At 45.9% G+C, this 21680-nt stretch carries 18 protein-coding genes; 4 read left to right on the forward strand and 14 right to left on the reverse strand.

Annotation, left to right across the window (positions count from 1 at the left end):
- Nucleotides 1-36: 36 nt before the first annotated feature.
- Together MHI01_RS12945 and MHI01_RS12950 are read right to left on the reverse strand one after the other, a co-directional pair.
- Nucleotides 37-903: an aldo/keto reductase gene (locus MHI01_RS12945; protein WP_340983279.1), complete on the reverse strand. Its 867-nt coding sequence runs from the start codon at nt 901-903 to the stop codon at nt 37-39.
- A 44-nt stretch (nt 904-947) separates the two neighbouring features.
- Nucleotides 948-1505: an STM3941 family protein gene (locus MHI01_RS12950; protein ID WP_338707918.1), complete on the reverse strand. Its 558-nt coding sequence runs from the start codon at nt 1503-1505 to the stop codon at nt 948-950.
- A 507-nt stretch (nt 1506-2012) separates the two neighbouring features.
- On the opposite strand from MHI01_RS12950, the gene MHI01_RS12955 reads away from it, so the two are divergent.
- Nucleotides 2013-4022 carry a S9 family peptidase gene (locus tag MHI01_RS12955; RefSeq protein WP_340983280.1) on the forward strand — a complete coding sequence of 670 codons (2010 nt, stop codon included), beginning with the start codon at nt 2013-2015 and terminating at the stop codon, nt 4020-4022.
- A 130-nt stretch (nt 4023-4152) separates the two neighbouring features.
- Here MHI01_RS12955 and MHI01_RS12960 read toward each other — a convergent pair whose 3' ends face one another.
- Nucleotides 4153-4842 carry a stalk domain-containing protein gene (locus tag MHI01_RS12960; protein ID WP_053061461.1) on the reverse strand — a complete coding sequence of 230 codons (690 nt, stop codon included), beginning with the start codon at nt 4840-4842 and terminating at the stop codon, nt 4153-4155.
- 410 nt (nt 4843-5252) lie between these two features.
- On the opposite strand from MHI01_RS12960, the gene MHI01_RS12965 reads away from it, so the two are divergent.
- On the forward strand, nt 5253-6446 hold the full coding sequence (locus tag MHI01_RS12965) for a MalY/PatB family protein (RefSeq protein ID WP_340983281.1): 1194 nt from the start codon (nt 5253-5255) through the stop codon (nt 6444-6446).
- Between the two features lie 192 nt (nt 6447-6638).
- Here MHI01_RS12965 and MHI01_RS12970 read toward each other — a convergent pair whose 3' ends face one another.
- Genes MHI01_RS12970 through MHI01_RS12990 form a run of 5 tightly spaced genes read right to left on the reverse strand, consistent with a single transcriptional unit; the run spans nt 6639 to nt 11887 of the window.
- Nucleotides 6639-7244 (reverse strand): ABC transporter ATP-binding protein, encoded by a 606-nt coding sequence (locus MHI01_RS12970; RefSeq protein ID WP_282319203.1) that lies wholly within the window; start codon nt 7242-7244, stop codon nt 6639-6641.
- Nucleotides 7234-8190 (reverse strand): ABC transporter ATP-binding protein, encoded by a 957-nt coding sequence (locus MHI01_RS12975; protein WP_340983283.1) that lies wholly within the window; start codon nt 8188-8190, stop codon nt 7234-7236. The genes MHI01_RS12970 and MHI01_RS12975 overlap by 11 nt, the downstream gene beginning before the upstream one ends.
- Before the next feature lie 2 nt (nt 8191-8192).
- Complete coding sequence (locus MHI01_RS12980) at nt 8193-9194, reverse strand: ABC transporter permease (protein ID WP_340983284.1); 1002 nt, start codon at nt 9192-9194, stop codon at nt 8193-8195.
- Complete coding sequence (locus tag MHI01_RS12985) at nt 9191-10186, reverse strand: ABC transporter permease (protein ID WP_340983285.1); 996 nt, start codon at nt 10184-10186, stop codon at nt 9191-9193. The genes MHI01_RS12980 and MHI01_RS12985 overlap by 4 nt, the downstream gene beginning before the upstream one ends.
- Before the next feature lie 42 nt (nt 10187-10228).
- The gene (locus MHI01_RS12990; protein WP_127547203.1) at nt 10229-11887 is read right to left on the reverse strand and encodes an ABC transporter substrate-binding protein; all 1659 of its coding nucleotides are present in this window, start codon (nt 11885-11887) and stop codon (nt 10229-10231) included.
- Between the two features lie 575 nt (nt 11888-12462).
- On the opposite strand from MHI01_RS12990, the gene MHI01_RS12995 reads away from it, so the two are divergent.
- Complete coding sequence (locus MHI01_RS12995) at nt 12463-12726, forward strand: hypothetical protein (protein WP_340983286.1); 264 nt, start codon at nt 12463-12465, stop codon at nt 12724-12726.
- Between the two features lie 121 nt (nt 12727-12847).
- Nucleotides 12848-13150 (forward strand): hypothetical protein, encoded by a 303-nt coding sequence (locus MHI01_RS13000; protein ID WP_164783214.1) that lies wholly within the window; start codon nt 12848-12850, stop codon nt 13148-13150.
- A gap of 1437 nt (nt 13151-14587) precedes the next feature.
- Here the strand turns inward: MHI01_RS13000 and nikR are convergent.
- The 6 genes from nikR to MHI01_RS13030 form a co-directional block, all read right to left on the reverse strand.
- Nucleotides 14588-15127 (reverse strand): nickel-responsive transcriptional regulator NikR, encoded by a 540-nt coding sequence (nikR, locus tag MHI01_RS13005; protein WP_076319425.1) that lies wholly within the window; start codon nt 15125-15127, stop codon nt 14588-14590.
- Nucleotides 15128-15179: 52 nt separating this feature from the next.
- Complete coding sequence (locus tag MHI01_RS13010; protein WP_340983288.1) at nt 15180-16193, reverse strand: alpha/beta hydrolase; 1014 nt, start codon at nt 16191-16193, stop codon at nt 15180-15182.
- 92 nt (nt 16194-16285) lie between these two features.
- Complete coding sequence (locus MHI01_RS13015) at nt 16286-17389, reverse strand: hypothetical protein (RefSeq protein ID WP_340983289.1); 1104 nt, start codon at nt 17387-17389, stop codon at nt 16286-16288.
- 286 nt (nt 17390-17675) lie between these two features.
- Nucleotides 17676-19730, reverse strand: a complete 2055-nt coding sequence (locus MHI01_RS13020; RefSeq protein WP_340983291.1) for a hypothetical protein — start codon at nt 19728-19730, stop codon at nt 17676-17678.
- Nucleotides 19705-20607 carry an ABC transporter ATP-binding protein gene (locus tag MHI01_RS13025; RefSeq protein ID WP_047841850.1) on the reverse strand — a complete coding sequence of 301 codons (903 nt, stop codon included), beginning with the start codon at nt 20605-20607 and terminating at the stop codon, nt 19705-19707. The genes MHI01_RS13020 and MHI01_RS13025 overlap by 26 nt, the downstream gene beginning before the upstream one ends.
- Nucleotides 20600-20989 (reverse strand): GntR family transcriptional regulator, encoded by a 390-nt coding sequence (locus MHI01_RS13030; protein ID WP_036606399.1) that lies wholly within the window; start codon nt 20987-20989, stop codon nt 20600-20602. Before MHI01_RS13030 ends, MHI01_RS13025 begins: the two co-directional genes overlap by 8 nt.
- Between the last annotated feature and the right edge of the window lie 691 nt (nt 20990-21680).

Consider the following 21680-nt stretch of genomic DNA (forward strand, 5'->3'; position numbering starts at 1 on the left):
TCTTTTTCATATGCTTATCCAATAAAAAAGAGCCAGCTACACGATATCTAGAGGTACTTTTCCTTTAGGTGCAGGGAATGCCTCATCCAAACGGGCGAGTTCCTCTTGTGTCAAAACGATATTCACTGCTGCTGCATTGTCTGCCACATGATTCAGCTGTACCGCCTTCGGAATCGCCAGTACATCTCCATCCCTGATCACCCAGGCTAATGCGATCTGCGAAGTCGTAACTCCTCGATCCTGCGCAATCTTCTGAATGACTGGATGCTCCAACAATTCACTTCGAAGTCTGCCACCCTGTGCCAGTGGACAATACGCCATTACAGGAACGCTCCGTTCCCGCATCCAGGGAAGCAGATCATGTTCAATACCACGCGAAGCTGCATGGTAGAGCACCTGATTCACCATGCACTGAGACCCCTCCGGCAGACTCCATAACTCCTGCATATCCCTTGTATCCAGGTTTGATACACCCCAGCGAATGATTTTACCGGATTGCTTCAATTGTTCCAAAGCCTCAACCGTCTCTTCGAGTGGTACTCCCCCTCGCCAGTGGAGCAGATACAGATCCAGGCGATCTGTTCCTAAGCGCTTAAGACTACGTTCACAGGCCGTAATCATCTGCTTGCGATCCGCATGATGGGGATACACTTTGGATACGAGAAAAACTTCATCACGATAGCCCGCGATGGCCTTTCCCGTAACAACTTCTGCCCCACCTTCTGCATACATCTCCGCCGTATCAATCACGGTCATTCCCTGTTCAATACCGGAACGAAGTGCTCGTACTTCTTCTTCTTGGCTAGATTGCTTCTCTCCCATGTTCCATGTGCCTTGTCCTATCGCAGGCAGGGCAGTTCCATCCGGAAGTAGAATCGTGCGTGTTGCATCACCATGCATCATCTATATTCCTCCATTCTGAAGACTCTATGGACATTGTGACCTCTCTAACGACGATTATACGAATCATAAATCATGTTATCACTCACATGTCTCCAGTGGCTCATCATCATGATATACAATTGATCCAGCGGCACTGTGAGGCTACTTTGGGCAACGCTGATGGTTGCATCGACCATATTACTGTTGACCGTCATCAATTTGCGTTTCATCCCGTTCTGGCGATCCAGAAAGGCTTTCTCGTCCCGCAACTTGACCCCGATCATTTTCTGTCCCATCAATTCATACATAAAAATATTCTCAACGTCTTTCCAGGCCACTGCTCCTCCTGCGGTATAAGAAGATGCATCCACAAACCCATCCTCATCGATTACAAAAGAAGGTTCCTTCTTGATCATCTTTACCAGACTGTAACAGAAACATAGCCCAAAAAACAAAATGGATAGAAGTCCAATCACATCCGAAAGGATGGAATCATTCGTAACTGAAGAACGATCAAAAATCAAAAAAAATCCGGCTGCCACAAAAAGTGCTGCCCCTGCCGTGAGCCACGCCATTCGTTTCCGGTTTGGATATTCCACATGTTGCTCATAGGATGTGCTCAACGTGACGTTCCTCCTCCATTGCGACTGAATCATACGAGTTCTATATAAACGAATGGCTAAGAACCAAATACCTGAAATGTAGAACAGGAATTGCATTGTACATTAAACCAAATTCACCAATGTTAAACATTAAAATTAGACCGTTTTTCGTCATTTCTGCGCTTATTCAACATTAGGATTCGTCATCCTTCGAGCAAATCCTTTTAACACACCTATATGAATTGAACTAAAGAATGTTTGCACCGGCCACTCCGATGACAGAACAACCTTCCGATCGCTGTTATCCCCAGATTTTTCGATTCCACTTTTTCAAAGTGAAAATCCGGGGATAGCCTATGCTTCCGATGCAGCTTTCTTTCAGAAAGCTTTTAGGCGAACGCTCCGCTTCTTCAGGTAATTTCTGTCCTCTCCGTTATCACCCTTATTGTCCTGTCCCTTGCTTTCCGTTAATATAAATGGAAAGGTTGGGAAATTAACCAATTCTAATTCATGGTGGGAGGACAAACAATGATGAGTCAGCGCGGCATAACATCGGAAGATCTTTATCAGATTACATGGGTTAATGATCCAACTCCGTCCCCTCAAAGCGGACAACTGGTATATGTAAGCCGGAAAACGAATGAAGCACGTGACGGTTATTGTTCTCACCTGAGACTGCTGCATCTGGGGAGTCAGAAGGACAGGCCCTTTACCTCTGGTGAGAAGGATCATTCCCCTGCCTGGTCGCCCGATGGGTCTCAGCTTGCCTTTTTAAGAGAGGTTGATGGGAAATCCCAAGTGTGGATTATCGCATCAGATGGCGGAGAAGCACAGCAAATCAGTCACCTGAAACATGGCGTCAGTTCCCTGCTCTGGTCACCGGATGGTCATACTTTGCTTGTGAAATCATCCGTGGATATGAGCGGAGATGAAGAATCAGAACATACAGATCCTATAAACGATAAACCCAAACTGCTGCAAGAACATGTCGTAGACCGGATTCGCATGAAGTCAGATGCCAGTGGATTATGGAACGGTCGACGTTCCCACCTCTTCGCTCTCGCACCGATCGATGCGGAAGCAATTCCTGTAACTACAGGTCATTATGACGTTGGAGACTACGTCTGGTCCCCGGACGGATCATCCATCGCTTGGATTGCGCAGATGCCCGAAGAAGGCGAGGACCATAACGATTACACCCTGACTAATCATGTGTACCTTGCCAAAGCAGACGGATCGGATGTGCAGCAGTTGACCCCGGAAGGATATACGTTCAGCCGACTGGCCTTTGCACCGGATGGACAATCCATTGCACTGCTCGCCAGTGACCGTTCTTATGGAAATGCCACACTTGTGAAGTTGTACACCCTTCCAATATCAGGTGGTGAACTCGTATGTCTGAGCACAGATTGGGACGTACAGTTGAATCACAGCATTGTTGGCGACATGCGATCACATCTGACAACCACGGGGCCTGTATTCAGCAGGGATGGTTCTTCAATCTTCTGTCTGGCGACCATCCATGGCAGTGTACGCATCGCCAAATTCGCTCGAGACGGCAGCAGTGCTGACTATATATGGCCTGACGAACGGGAGATTTATCAATTTGCCGAGTTGGAAAACGGGCAGATCGTTGCCGCTGTAGCCGATACACTAAATCCTGGTGATCTCTATATATATGAACAACCGGAAAATCCCGGGGTAGAACCGATTCAGCTCACCCGCAGCAATCCACAGCTTGAGGATGAGATCCATCTAAGTACACCTGAGACCTTCTGGTTCAATTCCTCAGATGGCCTACGGCTGCAAGGATGGATCATGAAACCTCATGGCATGGTCGACGGGGTCAAAATTCCGACCATTCTGGAGATTCATGGCGGCCCACACATGATGTATGGTTTTACATTTATGCACGAGTTCCAGATTCTCGCCGCACAAGGCTACGCTGTTGTGTATATCAATCCACGCGGTGGCCTCGGATACGGGCAGCAGTTTGTAGACGCATGTCGCGGAGATTACGGCGGTGGAGATTATCGCGATCTCATGGAGAGCGTGGACTATGCCCTGTCTCAATATGAGTTTATCGATGAATCCAGACTGGGCGTAACCGGAGGTAGTTATGGTGGCTTCATGACCAATTGGATTGTTGGACACACGGATCGCTTCAAGGCCGCTGTTACCCAACGTTCCATCTCCAACTGGCTATCCTTCTATGGCGTAAGTGACATTGGATATTTTTTCACGGAAGACCAGATTGGCGGTAACGCGTGGGATGACACGGAAAAACTGTGGAAACATTCTCCGCTCGCTTATGTCGGCAACGTGAGTACTCCGCTGCTCATTTTACATGGCGAACAGGATCTGCGGTGTCCAATTGAACAGGCCGAGCAATTGTTCATTGCGCTGAAAAGACGCAAGCAGACCACAAGGCTCGTTCGTTTCCCAGGGGCAAACCACGAGTTGTCCCGTGGAGGTCACCCTCACTTGAGGGTACGCCGTTTGGAGCATATTGCCGGATGGTTTAACGAGTACCTGTAGCGGACTAATATCTAGACTATTAATTCAGAGTATAGAACCAGATATGGATTCAACCCTAAAAGCCGTCCAATGAAATCTGTTATGATTTCAACGGGCGGCTTTTGCTGTTCACCTCTTATAGAAGGAAAGATTACTCTTCGCCCCACACTACGGTGATTTCATTCAGATCCTTATTGGTTGCAGACACCGAACCTGTGATGGTTACGGCATATTTGCCATCTTCACGACCCACAATGCTGAAGCCATCTGCCTGGATATCCTGAGTGTTCTGGCTCAAGTTTTTGGTCTGGTAGTAGTCTTTGTAGGATGTTCCAACGGTTAGCAACGTTTCTTTGGTTGTGTACGTGAGCACTACTTTTTTGTCACCATCCATTATGTTCTCAATGAGACTTGTTGCCTTCGCATCCTTCGGTAATGGGAAATCAGCCGGAAGATACTTGGACTTTACTCCTGCCGCCTGTGTGTTTGTACCTGTTGAGGGCGATGTCGATCCGCTGTTGCCTGTGGATGTTGACCCACCAGAAGAGCTTGAAGAACCGATGCTTACTTTATTGTTTTGGGAATCATACTTCACTTCGGTCTTTAACGCATCGGCAATCGAACGAACGGGGAGATATGTACTGCCTTGATATGTAATTGGCGCAAGCTTTTTGCCCTGGTCACCTGTCGGTGTAAATTTCTGTCCGTTCACTTCGATGGCGAGCCCATGGTTCAGATAAGCTTTGATTGTCTCCAGTTGTGTACCTGCATATACACCTGCCGATCCGGTTAACACCATGCCAAACACACCCGCAGCAATCAACCACTTTTTGCTTTTCATCCCTAAACGCCTCCTGAGTTCAAATGTCAGCCTTATGCATAATACGATTCAAGCGATCGCTCGATGTACGCGAAAGACTCATGTAGTTATGCTCATCATGTATGGGTACGAGCTTATTCGGATAACAGCCCGTTGTTCCACCAAATGTTAGCAATATAATAGCATCTGACAAGAGGTTGTAAATAATATATGAACAAAACAGGACCAAGGGCGTACAAAAATAGTCTTTGTCGTATTCCCGCTGTACTCTCGCTCGTTAAGTTGTTCTTATATGAATAAAGTCCTGAATTCCGGACCATACATATGAAGCTAATCATACACGCACAATAGTTGCGAAATTAACCAATGTATTAGATAATTATTTGTCGATTTGTGGTCGAAGGAACGGAACTCAAGGGGGATTAAATACGATGAACAACAATAACAGCACATTTGACCAGTCTATTAACCGGATCTCTACCGGATCAGAAAAATGGGATGCGCTTGAGGATATCTTCGGAGCCGCTGATGCGCTTCCGATGTGGGTGGCCGATATGGATTTTGCTGCTCCACCATCCGTCATTCAGGCCCTGAAAACACGGATGGAGCACGGGATTTTTGGTTATACAGTACGGACTGAGGCGTATCATGCAGCTGTTGCAGGCTGGATGGAACGGCGTCACAACTGGAAAATTAACGATGACTGGATCGTATTCACTCCAGGTATTGTGCCCGCACTCAGCATTGCTGTACAACGATTCACCGATCCTGGAGATGCTGTAGTCATCCAAACCCCGGTGTATGCTCCCTTCTATGAAGTAGTACGTGGTCAGGGCCGTGAACTGATCACCAATCCTTTGGTAGAGAATAACGGTCATTACACGCTGGATCTGGAACAACTGGAATCCAGCTTACAGACCGGTCGGGTCAAAATGCTGATTCTGTGCAGTCCTCATAACCCGGTTGGACGGGTATGGACTCGTGAAGAGCTTGAAGGGCTTACGTCATTGTGTCTGCAATACAACGTACTGATGGTTTCAGATGAAATCCATGCCGATCTTGTTCATCAGCGCGGAACTCATACACCACTGACCCTGATCTCGGACGCCGTCTCTGATCTAAGCATCATCTGTACGGCTCCAAGCAAAACGTTCAACATTCCTGGCCTCTGCACATCCAATATCATCATCCCCAATGCCAAGTTGCGGGAATCGTTCGCGCAGGGTGTAAAAACGATGGGACTTGCCAATATCAGCACATTGGGGGCTGTTGCAACCGAAGCTGCTTACAATGATGCCGAGGAATGGCTGGATGAGTGTCTTGCCTATATCCGTGGAAATATGGAGTATGTACAGCAATATGTTGCGGAACATATGCCTCAGATTAAGATGCATCTGCCCGAAGCGACCTATCTGTTATGGATGGATTTCCGGGAGCTGAATATCCCACATGCACAACTATGCAATATGCTTCTTCATGAAGCAGGGCTTGCTTTCAATGACGGGAGCTTCTTTGGAACAGAGGGCTCAGGGTTCATGCGCATTAATGTAGCCTGTCCACGTTCCACGGTTGAAGAGGCGATGCGCAGGTTATCTGTGTTGTTAAGCAATGTGTCGGGCAAATAAGCTGTCAGTTACATCTATGTACGTTGCGAACAAAACGTGTACTGTTTGTTAAATGGTGAATATTTGTCAAAATAGAAAAAGGGGTGCCCCGTAGTCAAGTCCATGACTCATATTCATGGTCAATGACTTCACAAGGGGCACCCCTTTTGTATTCGATCATTTTATTTATTCAAAACATAATTAAAATTACAGTCACATCGATATCGGCATCGGTGTAATTCTGTCGCACAACCTGTTCAACAAATCCCGATCATGGCTTATGATCAATAGCCCCAGATCACGCTGGCGAGCCACTTCCATCACGGTATGCCATATCTGTGCCTGAGTGATTGCATCCAGCATCGTTGTCATCTCATCTGCGATCACATAACGTGTCGCTGTGCCAAGCGCCCGCGCCACACAGAAACGTTGCAGTTCTCCACCTGATAATTCAGTCGGCCTACGGTCCAACCAGGTCTGCTGAATACCCAAAGCTTCGAGCAACTGTTCATCCTGCACAGACGCCTCCTGAAGTACACGACGCATCCGCCAGCGTGGATTCACAGCCTTCTCCGGGTGCTGGAATACCAGCTGAACCGGACATACTCCTGTACGTGGGAGTGGGTTCCCATCCAGAAGCACTTGTCCTGCCACAGGTTCGGCATATCCTGCAAGGATGCGTCCAAGGCTTGTTTTTCCACAGCCACTTGGTCCCCACAAGCCAACGACTTCGCCTTGTTTCACCTGCATATTCATCTGCTGGAACACCCACGATTTCGGATCATAACGGTAACTCACGTCCCGTGCTTCAAGTGACATGGAAACACCTCACTTCTCCGCCCCGTACCTTACGAAGTTCTGGACGTTCGCGGGTACATGCAACGGTTGCTACGCTACATCGGGGAGCAAATGAACATCCTGTCGTGATCTCTTGACCTGCCAACGGCTGGGAGCCTGGGAGTGGCTGAAATCCGTTCTGCGGCAACGCATTCCAGAGCGCTTTTGTATATGGATGACGCAGACGTTCTCCATTCCCTTTAAAATCATCCACCTGCGCCGCCTCTACATTGGTCCCCGCATAAAATACAGCGATACGATCGGCTGCCATCAGGGCTGTCGTGACATCATGGGTGATCCACAGGATACCTACGCCTTGATTTGCAAGCTCGCGAAATTGCTTCATCGTCTCGGCCAGCACTTCGGGATGAATGCCTGGTGTCGGCTCATCTGCAATGATCAGCTTGGGCTGACCTGAGGTCGCTGTCGCCATCAACACCCGCCTTGCCATACCTCCAGACAACTCAAACGGGTATTTCCCGGCTGTTCCTTGAGGAAGATGATAACGATCCGTCAGCTCCTGCTCCGTCTTTTTCATATGGGATCGAGCTATGAAGCGGCTCTTCCGTCCCAAATCCAGGGTTACCGGCTGAACTTGTCTTCCCACCTTCATCAGCGGGTCCAAATAACTGACGGATTGTGGAATCAACACCAGTTCGTCTCCACGCAGATGAAGCTGCCGCTCTGGGGTTAAAGGCTCGCTATTATAGCTAATACGTCCCTCTAACCTGGCATTGGCAGGCAGAATGCCCATGATGGCCTGCGCCAGCACACTTTTACCCGATCCACTTGCGCCTACAACAGCCACGATCTCGCCCTCGTTTATGGAAAGATTCAGATTCTGAATGACATAAGTCTGTTCGCGTCCAAACCAACCACGAGCGCGCCGAAATGACACCGACACTCCCTCAATATCAAGCAGAGCCATATTTACCTCACCTCCCTTGAACTACCTGTACCCGTCAATGTCTTCAGACTGTTGCCCAATACATCAAAAGCACGAACAACCAGCAACAATGCCAGTCCCGGGAAAAAGGCGAGCCACCACATGCCAGCAGATAAATATCTCATCGACTCTGACAAAATAATTCCGATTGCCGGTTGTTGTGGGGACAACCCCAGCCCCAGAAACGTAATGGCTGCCTCATGCAGAATCGCATGGGGAAAGATTAGCAATATGCCCACGAACAGCTGCGGGACCAGATGTGGCAGCATATGTTGCATCGCAATCTGTAACCTCGATTGGCCCAACTTGTGTGAAACCTGAATGTATTCTGCGGATTTCAGTTGAATCATCTCCGCTCTTACAATCCGGGCCAGATTCGGCCAATGCGTCAGCGCAATCGCTGCCGCCACTCCTGCCAAACCTCCACCGAATACAAAGGCCAGCATAACTAGCGATACCAGATGAGGTACACTCAGGAACAGGTCGATAATCCATGAGATTACCCGGTCAGCAGCCTTGCTTGAAGCGGCAGCCAAACCCAATAGCAGTGCGATCAATCCGCCACCACATGCAGCGAGCAATCCCACTTGAATGCTGGTTGCCAATCCTTTTAACGTACGCATGAACATATCTCTTCCGAGCCAATCTGTGCCAAATGGATGTGCCCAGGTTGGAGCCAAATTCCGATCCATTAGTGAAGTCAGCGTAGAACCAGCCGGAAGCAGTCTGCCCGTCAACCATACAACGGCAATCCAGATCACCGCGAGGCTTCCCCAGATCACCGCTCTTTGGCGAGGGTTGCGGAAATTTTGGTCTCTGGCAGCCGTATGATCTTTTCTCGATGGGCGTGAGGTTCCTGTTCCATTCCCAGCTTGTAGAGACCCGGTATTAATGTTGTACCGTACCTCTTGATTCGCAGTTTTCACTTTCTGTATTTTGGCTGTTTCTGTCGTCTGCTCGGAGGAGCGTTCTACCGTCTGCTTCATGACATCAGCTCCTCCTTCATCCGTGGATCAATCAAGCGATACAGAATGTCGGCAACCATATTACCTGTGAAAACAAAAATCGCACTGCACATCACAAGTCCAAGCAGCAGTGGAACATCTCCACGCAACCCCGCCTGAACCGTCGCCTGACCAAGGCCGGGGTATGAAAAAACCTGTTCTGCAAGCACAGCCCCACCAAACAGTTCACTGAACGAAGCAAACTGCAGCGTGATGGCTGGCAAAACAACATGTCTGAACCCATGTCGACGGAACAGCTGAAATCCACGCTCACCTCGCGCTCTCGCAAACAGAATATAATCTGACTCGAGCACATCTGTGAGCTTCTGCCGGGTATGCAAAGCAATAGAGGCTACCCCGGTCAGGCTGAGAGTCAACGCTGGCAGAATCATATGAATAGCCCGATCTCCCCATGTGACCTGATCAGCCGACAGCCCTGCGGGTACCCCAAGACCAACTGGAAGCCATCCGAGCCACACCCCAAATACCATCAGCAGCAACAGCGCAATCCAGAATACCGGCGTGGAGGCCAGCGTATAACAATACCAACAGATCAGGCGATCCAGCTTCGAATCCCGTCTCATGGCGGCAACTACACCAAGAGTGAAACCAATGATGCCGGATAATATCCAAGCCACAGCCATAAGCGCAACAGAATTCATGAACCGTTCCTGGATAATATCCGCTACAGGCTGTCTGTAGATCATTGATGTCCCCAGATCTCCCTGAATCAGCGCTTGTCCCCAGGTTAGTAATCGTTCCACGGGAGATTCATTCAATCCCCAACGTTCTTCGATTAAACTGCGCTGTTCGGCGCTTACTCTAATCATGTCTCCACCAATGTAGGCTTCGATCGGGTCCACAGGAGAGAATTGCATTAATATAAAAGACAACACACTGACTCCAACCAATAAAGATACAAGTCGCAACACTTTAAAACCAACAAATCTGGCCCATCCATTCCTGCCCGTCATCCAATCTCTCCCCAATTCAGGCTAAAGCTACCGGTACGTTTCCTACTTTGTACTGTTATCCCAGGACCATTCCTCCAGATTGGTTGTCACCGGCCAGCCGTGACCATGAGGATGGATCTGCTGCTCACCAATGTTCAGTCCATTCGTAACCAGATACAGATGATCTATATTTACGAGCCATGCCCATGGCGCATCACCCTGATAACTGAAACCTGTTGTTCCATCCCATTCCGCTTTCTGCCAGAATGGCAATGCCTCTTCTTCACTGGTGGCCTGAAGGGCTTTGTCCATCCAAGAATCCACGACAGGATTACTGTACAGCCCCACATTGTAATACCCTTCTCCCTTATGAGTACTGCTATAGAGGTTATAGGTTTCCAAAGGATCATGACTGCCCCACCCAAACAATACAGCGTTGGAGTAAGCCATCTTTTTTGTCTCTTCACGGCTTTTGCCTTCAACATTGATTTTGATTCCCGCCTGAGCTACCATATCCGCAGCAGCCAGTGCCAGAGATTGTCTTGTTAAATCACCTGCAAAATAAAGCAGATTGAATTCGGCCTTAACGCCGTTTTTCTCGACGATACCATCACCATCCGCATCCACCCAGCCACCAGACGCCAGAATGCGCTTCGCTTCTTCGAGACTGGCATCTGTAAATACAGCTTCTGCATTGCTCCAAGGCAGATCATCACTGACGGAATACGCTGGACGACCGTACCCTTCCAGTACACCCTCAACCAAAGCCTCACGATCAATCACGACATTCACCGCTTGGCGAATGGCCAGATCGGATGTCACATCATTCCCTGCGGGAAGACCATCGCCCGACTTGGCACCAGCAGGTTGCATGGGGAACATGATGCCCCGGTTATCTACGGTTTTCACGGCCTCCAATGTCATGCCATTCACCTGTTGCTTGCTAAACGCTGCCGGGATAGCAGCGATATCCACCGTACCTGCCTGTGCAGCGGCATAGGCCGCATCTTCATCCAGATAGAGGAAGGTGAGTTTGTGGAATGCAGACTTGTTACCGTAATATTCTTCATTGGCCTCAACGATAGCCTGTTGTCCTTTGTCCCACTGAACCAGCTTGTACGGTCCTGATCCGACCGGATGTTCTGCATAATCGGCACCATAGGCGTGTTCAGGCACAATGCCAAGTGTCGTCAGCAGACTGATGAATGTAGACTGCGGCGACTTCAGTGTAAATACAACCGTGCTATTATCAGGTGCCTGCACATCAGCCATATTCGTCAAATCAATCACAGACCCACTCTTGGCAGCTGTTTCAAACGTAAATTTTACATCCTCAGCCGTCAGGGGTTCCCCATCAGAGAATTTCACATCGTTCCGGAGTGTAACCGTCCAGGTCAGCCCATCTTCACTAACTGAGTATGCCGTAGCCAGATCGTTAACCAGTTGTAACTTGGCATCCCGCTTCAGCAAGGTACTCTGGAAAAGTGGTGACCCATATTGCCCCCATCCGGTTGTTGGATCAAACCCACCTTCCGGCTCGGTGCCAACGGCCAGCACCAATTCGTCTTTGGTTAAGGCTGTACCTGACTGTCCATTCTCTGCTGACGAAGCTGTTGGCGCTGTGCCCTGTGCACAACCAGATAAACCAATGGAACATACAAGTAAAATGCCTAATCCTGTTCTACCTTTTCGTTTTCCCCATCTCCATAAAAATCTGCCCATTCTGGTCGTTCCCCCTCTAAATATGTGCTTCACTCCCTTTTTTCGTGTTACTTTTTAGAGAAATTGTAGCACAAAATATAAATCATATGTCAACAAAGTTAACTTCAAAATCCATATTTTTTCATATTTCAGATAAAAATCCGGATAAACTCTATAATCGAGCATCTGTATTGCTTATATGGAGTTAGGTATTATAACAAATAACAAAAAACAGACCGTTGGCATCTTGAATTGAGATGTCATAGCTCGGATGACGCACAAAAGTTTCGGAACCAAAGAAGAACTAAATAACATAAAAATTAAATTATTATAAAACTTTCTTCATTTTTTGTTGTTATATATTATAAGAGTTGGAAAAGGATGTAGTATGTAATGTATTACATACTACATCCTTTTCCTGCTCATAAAAAACCATGGTGAAAAAATGTCTAAGAGTAAGGTGAAATTATTTGGATTAAGATTGGCTGCATCTCTTATGTTTTCTAAGTGACTAGCTCATCTTTATATGAGCTCCTGTTTCTGTTGAACCAAAAGAAGGATTGTTTTTTGCTACCACTGAAGAAATTAGCAAAAACGTGGCACAGTCAAACATTGTACTAGAGAAACCTAGTTCTGATTTACATGCCCTTAATGATTACAGCTCTTTCCCATATGATGTAAAGGAATTTGCAATCAACCCTGAAATGAGATCATTCTTACAAAAAGCACTTCAAGGCGGGAAAAAGGTTTACTTATATGGTGGGCTGACTTCGGGGAAATATGAGGAGCTTTTAAACCAACCGTTAGAGTTTAAAGTAAGTAATGAAGCTGAGGGGGGAAGTAAGATCGCTCGTCATTAAATGATGTTCAACAAAACGAAGGTGAACTAAAAAGCGGCCTAAGAGAAACAACCGAACAAGAGATTGTGGGTTATACACTCGAGGATAAAACTATAAATTGTTGTTGCTTAACTATCAAAACATGAATGAAAACGGAAACGAAATACCTACGGATGCATCAATTATTTTAAATCAAATCGTCAATCACGAAGAAAGAGCGAATCAAATTACTCCTTCTGCTACTATTATAAAAAGTAATACAACTGATATTAGGACTGTTGTCGGCCTTTATGGACAATATAGTGGTGAAATGGTTACTCAATGGTTTCTGTACAAAGAGAATAATGAGTCAGATCCAAAATTTGATTATTTCGCAATCAAAGATATTATTCGAATAAACAAACTTGGGCTCTACCAATTCCAAGAAGTTAACAGTTACTCATGATGTCATTTACGCAAAAGATGATTTATATAGTGCTTCTCCTAAAACCTCAAGTAGTGGACCTTACACAGTTTCATTTGCGTATCCGTGGGGTTTAGAGTGGAGTTTTACTTACGATGGTAATCCCAACATTTCTGTCACAGAGAACACAAGTGCAGATACAGCAAAGTGGATAATCACACCTGGTTTCTTAAAGAATCTCCAAGGATCAGATAGACTTGAATTAGGTAGCAGCTGGAAAGCAAATCCTGCATCTACTTACACCGGAGTACAGGTCAGTCATGTTTCGGAATGGCACAGTGCCATTGATCGATTTAAGTAACACATTCAATGTGGGGGTATAATTGGTAATGAGTAAATTCCAAAAAATTGTGTCTGTTCTGCTGGTTCTGATAATTGTCTTACTGTGTCTTAACTATTTTGAGATACGGTACAGCAATAAATTACAAAATATTATCATTGAGCATTTGTACAATCATAAATCCTAAAACAAATTTAATTACAAAAGGCCACCTACATCTTAAATTGTTCCCTGTAAAGTAAACAGTAAAAAAACAAAAAATGAGTTCATTTAGATGCCTTAGTTCGGATGACGTGCTAAGGCATCTTGTTTATGCAGCTCGTCCGTATTCGTTCGGAGATACACAGCTCAAATGCTCTGTGTAACGGTAGTTTCTTAGTAGCACAATATACCTGTGAATCACGCTGTGAAGATCTTAGTAGTGCCCTAGATATAATAATTTTTAACTTATACGTTCCCCAAAATCGTTCAATCGGTTGGTTATCCAGACAGCGACTTACACGAAACTTCCTCTTCGTTTATCCGTACTTCAACTGAAGATGGTTCTACTCACGAGACATGTGCTGAAAGCCTCTGTCACTCTGGATCATAGGCAGCACACCTGAATGTTTGACATACGCCTTTTTCAAGGTATCCATCACGAGTTTATTATCTGCGTGGGATGAGTACCTATGAAACAAGACGCTTCACTTTCTAGCATGCACACTTTACATTTTTTTGGAAGAAGTTAAATTGTGCACTCCCTATTCGTTCTTGAGCTTTTTTTTTACGTCCCTTAATCACAGGAGACCGTTTTTTTCCCTTTATGAGCAGGTTTACATTCGATCCCCTGAGTATCGGTTTTCGGTACCTTTAACCCGTCCAATCCATGTACTCTGTATCCTGGACTGAATTCTTGCTTACCCCAAAGTGTTTAGCTTCTACATTCGGATTGAATTGGAGCTCAAGACAGCTTTGTACGATGTGTAATTTAATTTCTAAAGAAACCGGACTTAGTTAAGACATAAGAAAACTCCCCTCATCGTAGACGTAGAAGTTTGTTTTCTCTGCTGTCTACGATGAAGGGAGCATATCACATCTAACCAATGGTCTGTTTTAATTACATTCGCTATTTTTTAAAAACTTCACTCGTATTTGTCTTACTCCGTAGAGCGATGATGATGATGGCTGTGACCATGCTGACCCGCACTTTGATTGTGGTCCAGACTTTGATTCAGATTGCCATCCTGACCGCTACTCTGAGCATGAGCCAGTTTATTAAGTTCATCCACATAAGTCACAGACAGCTCCGCATACAATACCCCTTTTTGTACCTGGATCTGTTGATGCAAATGACGCAATCGTCCCAGGTTACCCCGTACGGCAATTACCTCCAGGCATTGGTCATGGTTCAGGTGCACGTGCATATTGGAAATGATGTCATGATGCGCCTCATGCTGGAGCTCCATCAAACGAATGGGAAGATCACTGATATGGTGATCGTAGACCATAACAATGGTGCCGGCCACATCCTGATCGGATTGTAATGCAGAAGGTTGCAGTAATGTTTTGCGAACAAGATCACGGAAAGCCTCAGATCGGTTTTTGTATCCCTGTTCCTCAATATACTGGTCAAACTGCTCAATTAGAGGTGTAGGAAACGCCACCCCGAACCGGGTCAAATCTTCTTTATCTGCCATACTTCTCCTCCTGCGCCCTCATTTGCTTCGAGTGTACCACAGACTTGTCTGCTCATCGACTATACTGTTGCATGAATCGTACTGCCGAATGTATCGCCTGTTGTCCAGCGTCACTCTCCAGATCAAATTGATAATCATGTCCCAGCTTCTCTGATGAGTTTGAGAAAAACAAGGTTTCCACCTCAACATCAAGGCGCTTCAATACTTGTGCCAGCTCAATCGATTGACTGGTCAACGGGTCATCATTGCCTGAGGTAATAAATGCAGGCGGGTACGCTGCTGTGGCCTGAAGCACGGTCGACATTTCATGCAGTCGTGGATAGTCTTCGAATGTTTTGACTCCCGTATATGACCAGAGAAATGTCCGTATGAGTGGAAAGCCTGTATTGGCTACCGTGCTTAGATTGTATGGACCACAGAATAGCAGAACCCCACGCAACTCTTCCGGCTGGGCGGCTGGTGTTATGTTCATCAGCTTGGCGAGAGATGGATTGGTCACCACTGCCGCAGTCTGACTTGCAATCTGGGCACCTGCCGAATTGCCTGCGAGAAATATGTTTTCCGGGTCACCGTGATACTCACTGACATGGTTCTTCACGTAAGTCAAAGCCTGATTCGTCTGGATCACGGGAATGGGATATTTCGTATCCGGTGCGAGCGCATAATTCATACTGACCACAACGTAACCCTGTTTGGCTAATTGTACGGCATAATCTGCGATATCCTTTTTGTCACCCAAGACCCATCCACCACCATGAACCCACAACACAACAGGCAAAGGTTCCGATGTTACGGAAGGATAATAGATATCCAGTGTACTGTCATTACGCCCTTCGTCTGCATAGGGTACATCCACAACACGAGTTATCCCACCCGAGAGCATAGTGTCCTTGCTATTTGTGTCTGTATTAGCAGTTTCAATTAATGATTTTAATAAAAATACCGTTATTTTGGGTGTCCATTGTGTACCAATCCCAATAAAACCTATGATCAAAATTAGTACAACGCTGGGAATCCAGTAACGTTTACGTTTAAAACCTTTTGCCCCCGTACGTTTCGTTTCCAACTTGGACTGCAATAGCTCCACCTCGTTCCATCATCATCGAAGCGTCTTTACATCTAAAGTTGTGTACGTTGCAGAGAGGACCGGGTTTCCTCTTATTTGGGTCTCTTGGCGATTTCCTGTCTGACTTTCACATACGTAGTGGATACGTTTTGCTCCAGTGTATGAATACTTTGTTTTGTTCCTGCCCACTTCTCTGCTACAGACGCCAAGGTGTTCAATGAGCTGAGTACACGTGACGTTTGGCTTTGTTTTGTACTCTGTTTGAACTGTTGTAGAGCTTTGGAATATCGTTCTTTTGCCAGACTCGCCTGTTTTTTAGCCGTTTGAATCTGTTTCTTCGCGGAGTCGGCCCCTGCTAGCATAGCTCGTAAACGTTTTATTTCAGCGCTCTTCCGTTTACGTGCTTCAGCAAGTTCCTTTTTCTTGATCCGGATGTCTTCTCTGGCAAGCTTCACAACGGGTCTCAACGTATCTGCCTGTGTGCGGATCGCTGCACTCCATTCCTTATTTTTGATGGCTTTGGCTGCATCCAACTGTCTATTGACTGAACTATAGAGAGCGAATAGTGGTTCATATCGGGCTTGGGTTTGCTTTACCTTTTCAGCTAGAGCTGCGACCTTCGCATCATCGATTTGTCTTATTTCTACACGTAATCGCTCCAATTGCGCGGTATTGGCGGCATGAAGTGTCTTTATTTTTTGTTCCCAAGCCTGCTCTTGTGTCTTCCAGTTTCCCACTTTATCGTACGCTTGCTTCAACGTTAACTTGGTTTGTGCGTCGGCTTTGTTCAAAACGGAATCCCATGCTTTTTGCGCTGTTACGCCAAGATCTATGCCAGCAGCCTCTACTGAAGAAGCAAAATACATCGTGCCTGCGCTGAACAGAATCACAAGCCCTATAAGCAGGCGTGATCCGAAAATAAGATGAGTCAACAATGGCAATTGACGACGCCGGACGTTACTTTGTTCCTTCATGTGACTATGGCTACCTGCTACTGGAGAAGGGAATAGTATGTCACTCGTCTCCATTAAAGCTATTTCTTCTGTAGATATATCTTCGATATGCTGTCGCACCTTCTTCTCTTCTACTAAACCGTGATGTTCTATGAAGTTATGAGAGCTTGATCGTTCCAATAGGGAACAACATACCATGGCCTCCTGTTCATTTATCGTTTCCTTCCATGCTTCTGTTTGCATGCGTCTCTACACCCTTTCTTCTAAAATATTTAGCAGAATAGCCCACGAAATCAGCGAACGACAAAAAAGCACCCGCAAGTCAGGCATTTGCCTGCTCTTACGGGTGCTTCCCTCATAAGCCGTTCCATATGAGATTCGATTGAACGAGTCGCTCGAACCTTTCCTTTTTCTAATATATTCCATTCACTGTGCCTGGTCAAGTAAATCTGGTTTCATTGGTTGAATAAAACTTTCGATCAACGGGAGAACCCTTCCCGCTTATAGTTAACAACTGATACAACTCAGCTTATTGATTGACCAAAATAGCTTTCATTTCCTCGGTCAGATCCTCTTCTTTCAACATCATATAGATGTTCGACCCCCTTACCGAGTTAAGCTTAATTTGGTAGACCGTATCCTGATCGGTGTAAAAACCGGTTCTTTGTCGCAGTAGCAGATCGCTGATTATTTTTTTGTTTTTGGTAGCGACCTGTCTGTTACCATCGATATTTACATCCACAAAATTAGGCTCAGGATACACCATTCTGTATTTACCTGGATTATCAATCTCCTGTTTAACAAATTGGGCAGAAGCCATATCCTCAGCCGATACCGTAAGTTGATCATAGAGATTGTTCTGTTTGAGCCATTCCATCAAGCGGCCATAGCTTGCCTTGAACTGATAACTCACACTGTGGCTCGGTCGATCCAGCTTTTCTTTGGAAGATGCTTCATCAAGATAATCCTGATAGACTTCTATCGAAGCGAACGATTCCCATGAGGATAGCTGGTCCTCATATGTCTGATTGAGTATTTCAGACTTCAAAAGTTCCTTGAATTCACGAATCAGCTTAGGATCGCTAATGAATACTTTACGCTCCGAGTTGAGACTGGATCGAATACCAATACTGCGAACATCTTCATCCAGTGCATAGGTGTCATAAGTCGTTGATTTATAATCTTCCCACTGTTTCACCTCTGCTAATTCCTGCCTGAATTCTTCTTCGGGAATCTGATACCTACGTGTCATCGTTTTCCCATTATTGAGTTGGTAGTCGATCAATACATATTCATCGTTGCTTCTGTTCTGACCGCTGTTCTGATTACGTACTCTTTCGAGCAAGGGCAGATCGGAGTGCACAATTTTCTGATGCAGTGCAAGCACAGCATCCACATAACCCGGAGTATCTGAATAAAATGGGCTACCATCCAGTTTTACACTTTTATCATTCACATAGATGTAATGGTCTCCCCCCAGTCGTACCATTTGTACATTTTCCTTTGAGGGCACATTATTAGCGTAACCGTTCCAATCGGCTACAGGGATATACAAAATTAATCCTGCCACGATACCATATACTGCAAACCGGGGGAGTAACCTGCTGCTCCAGATGAGCCATGTTTTACGTATAATCATCTCAGCACCAATATAACCAACCACACCACCTAGCAGATAACCAAAGATACCCCATACACCTGATCCTTCAGGAGCAATTCTGGTAAAGTAGGCACCTCCTAATAATACCAATGTGAACATGAATCCAAAACGGAAGATGGGTTTGACGATCCTGAACGTAATTGCTTGTGTCGCCGACTCTACATGTCTTCTCGCATACAGCACATAACACAACACGAAGAGTATACAAGTTATAGCCGCATAAATTCCCAATTCCCCCCATTCTGGAGGATAATAACCCATAGAGCTCATTCGGAAGAGCAGGGATGTTTTTTCCATGTTAAAGTTACTCGAATTATTGTACGTAAAGCCAAGCAAATAACGTTGTAAATGAAGCTCATAAACTCCCCAAAAGATCACCGGAATTAATATTAGACCAAAAACTGTAAGTCCTTGCAGAATAGATTGGCCTATACACATTCCCACGGCAACCGTCAGGGTAAACATAAACAATGAGAAGATGCTCATCGTCACGCCCCACATCCAGATATCATGACCACTGAAAATATAGGATGGTTGATCGAGCACCGCCCATACCCACCCGGTAATCCCGGTGGTTATCCAGATCGGAAGCAGAATCATGACATATCCGGTCAACAGATTCATCGTTAACAGATGTTTACGCTGTAAGGGCAGACTGTGGTATAAATCCGCAGGCGCACCAGTTTGAATATAGCGGAAGAGAAGCAGCGCTATGGCGACAGGAAAGGTCAGCGCAAATACCAGATGAATTTCATTAGCCTGAAACAGACTGGTGATTTCCAGAGGTACTTCTATATATTGTGTTCCAATATATAGCGGAAGTGAGAACAACAATGTGATGAGATATAAAATCCCTATCCATCCATGTTGTCTGAAATTTTGGATCAGGATGCCCCGGTTACAGAACAATCGGTTGAATATCATACCCTGCGTCCTCCATTTCGTAAATAAAGATTTCTTCGAGCGTCAAAGGCAGTACATCCAGCAGATACGGATCATGTACACGGAATTGATCCGTTACCTGTTGTCGGTTACCTTTGACAATGTACAGGGATACACTTCCCCGTTTCTCTTCATGCAAAATATCAATCTGCTCATCCATGGCTTTGGCATGGTCCGGGTGGCGGAAAGCGACCTGGATTTTATGCGTATCCGCCTTCAGATCATCGAGATCTTTCTCTACAATAATTCGGCCTTTGTGCATAATCGCCACATGGTCACACAGATCTTCAATCTCACGCAAGTTGTGCGATGAGATGACAATGGTTACTTGACGCTCAGCCGCTTCCTGGAACAGCAAGTTTTTGATCTGCTGGCGCATGACTGGGTCAAGGCCGTCAATAGGCTCATCCATCAGTAGCACTTCAGGCATACAGCTAAGTCCCAGCCATACGGCTGCCTGACGGCGCATGCCTTTGGACATGCGATGCAGCTTGCGTTTTACATCCAGTTTGAACACGGTAGCCAGTTGCTTGAACCGTTCCTCATTCCAGCGCGGATATACCGAACGATAAAATGCAGCCATCTGAGTTATTGAAGATTGCGGGAAAAAGTAGGGTGAATCTGCCATAAAAATTGTGCGGCCTTTGAGATCCATATTTTCATAAATCTCATTATCTTCGATACGAACAGTCCCGCTGTCCTGACGGTAAATGCCAGCCATCATTTTGAGCAGCGATGTCTTGCCTGCCCCGTTGGAACCGAGCAAACCATAGATCGACCCCTTATGTATGTGCATCGTTACGCCATCCACTGCCTTTTCCTGTTCAAATGCTTTGACGACTTGATTCAGCTCAATCATGAGGCTCCTCCTTCTCTATACGGGCCATCGCTTCCTCAAACAAAAGCGTCATATCCGCTTTGGTCAAACCGGAATACGAAGCTTCTGCAATCAACTTCACCAGAGACTCTCTGATCTCATCTCTCATGGCTTCATTCGGATGTTCCACTGACGATGATACGAAGCTCCCTTTTCCCTGCAAAGAATAAATGTAACCTTCACGTTCAAGCTCACGATACGCTTTCTGAATCGTATTTGGATTCACGGTCAGCTGCGTAGATAACGCACGAACGGAAGGAAGCTGCTCGTCGGGCTTTAGAATACCGTATACGATCATTTCTTTGACTTTGTCCACTAGTTGCTCGTAGATCGCCTTACGGCTGCGTACATCTAATTCGAACATCCCGCACCTCCTTTCTGTAAATGTGTGAATAACCTATGGGTTTAAATGACTGTATCTGAGGTGTATGTGTAGTTATCTGGCTGTAAAAAGGCATTACCTAAGCTGTACAGCTGTACGTATTCAACTCTTAGGTGTATTAACTGTACTACTATTATTAATACAGTTAAAACGAATTGTCAACCGTTGACTTTGACTTCTTGTTTTATTGGGAGTACGTTAATAAAGATAGGTTATATGGTTTAAATGACATATATAATTTGGGGAAGCAGGTTCATTCCGGCTTAGGACGCGGCACGATCAGGGTGGCGTTCACATGAGGTGAGGCAAAACGGTTATCTGAAGCAATGTGGCTACTTGAAGTGATACGGCTACCCGCAACCTTTGCTTGACCGCTTTTGACAGAATTACATGCAAAGGTTGTTCAGGTCTTTCCCCTTCCGTTATGATGGGGATGAAATATTGTTCAATAATCACTTTATCTTTGTTACTTTTTTGTGCGCGTTTAATCTGATTGATTGTTAGGTCTGTTATGCGTTTGTTGTGTTGTGTTGTCTCGCGTTATAGATCTATTGTCTGCACAAACGGTAGGCCTTAAACTGGGTAGCTATATCAGAGTTAGCAAAACTGTGTATTTGCTTTAAATTCGGGTTTGCACAAATAAGCTACTATGGAGTGGTCGAGTGTAGACTGG

It is taken from the genome of Paenibacillus sp. FSL M7-0656 (assembly GCF_038003225.1).
Lineage (GTDB): Bacteria > Bacillota > Bacilli > Paenibacillales > Paenibacillaceae > Paenibacillus > Paenibacillus amylolyticus.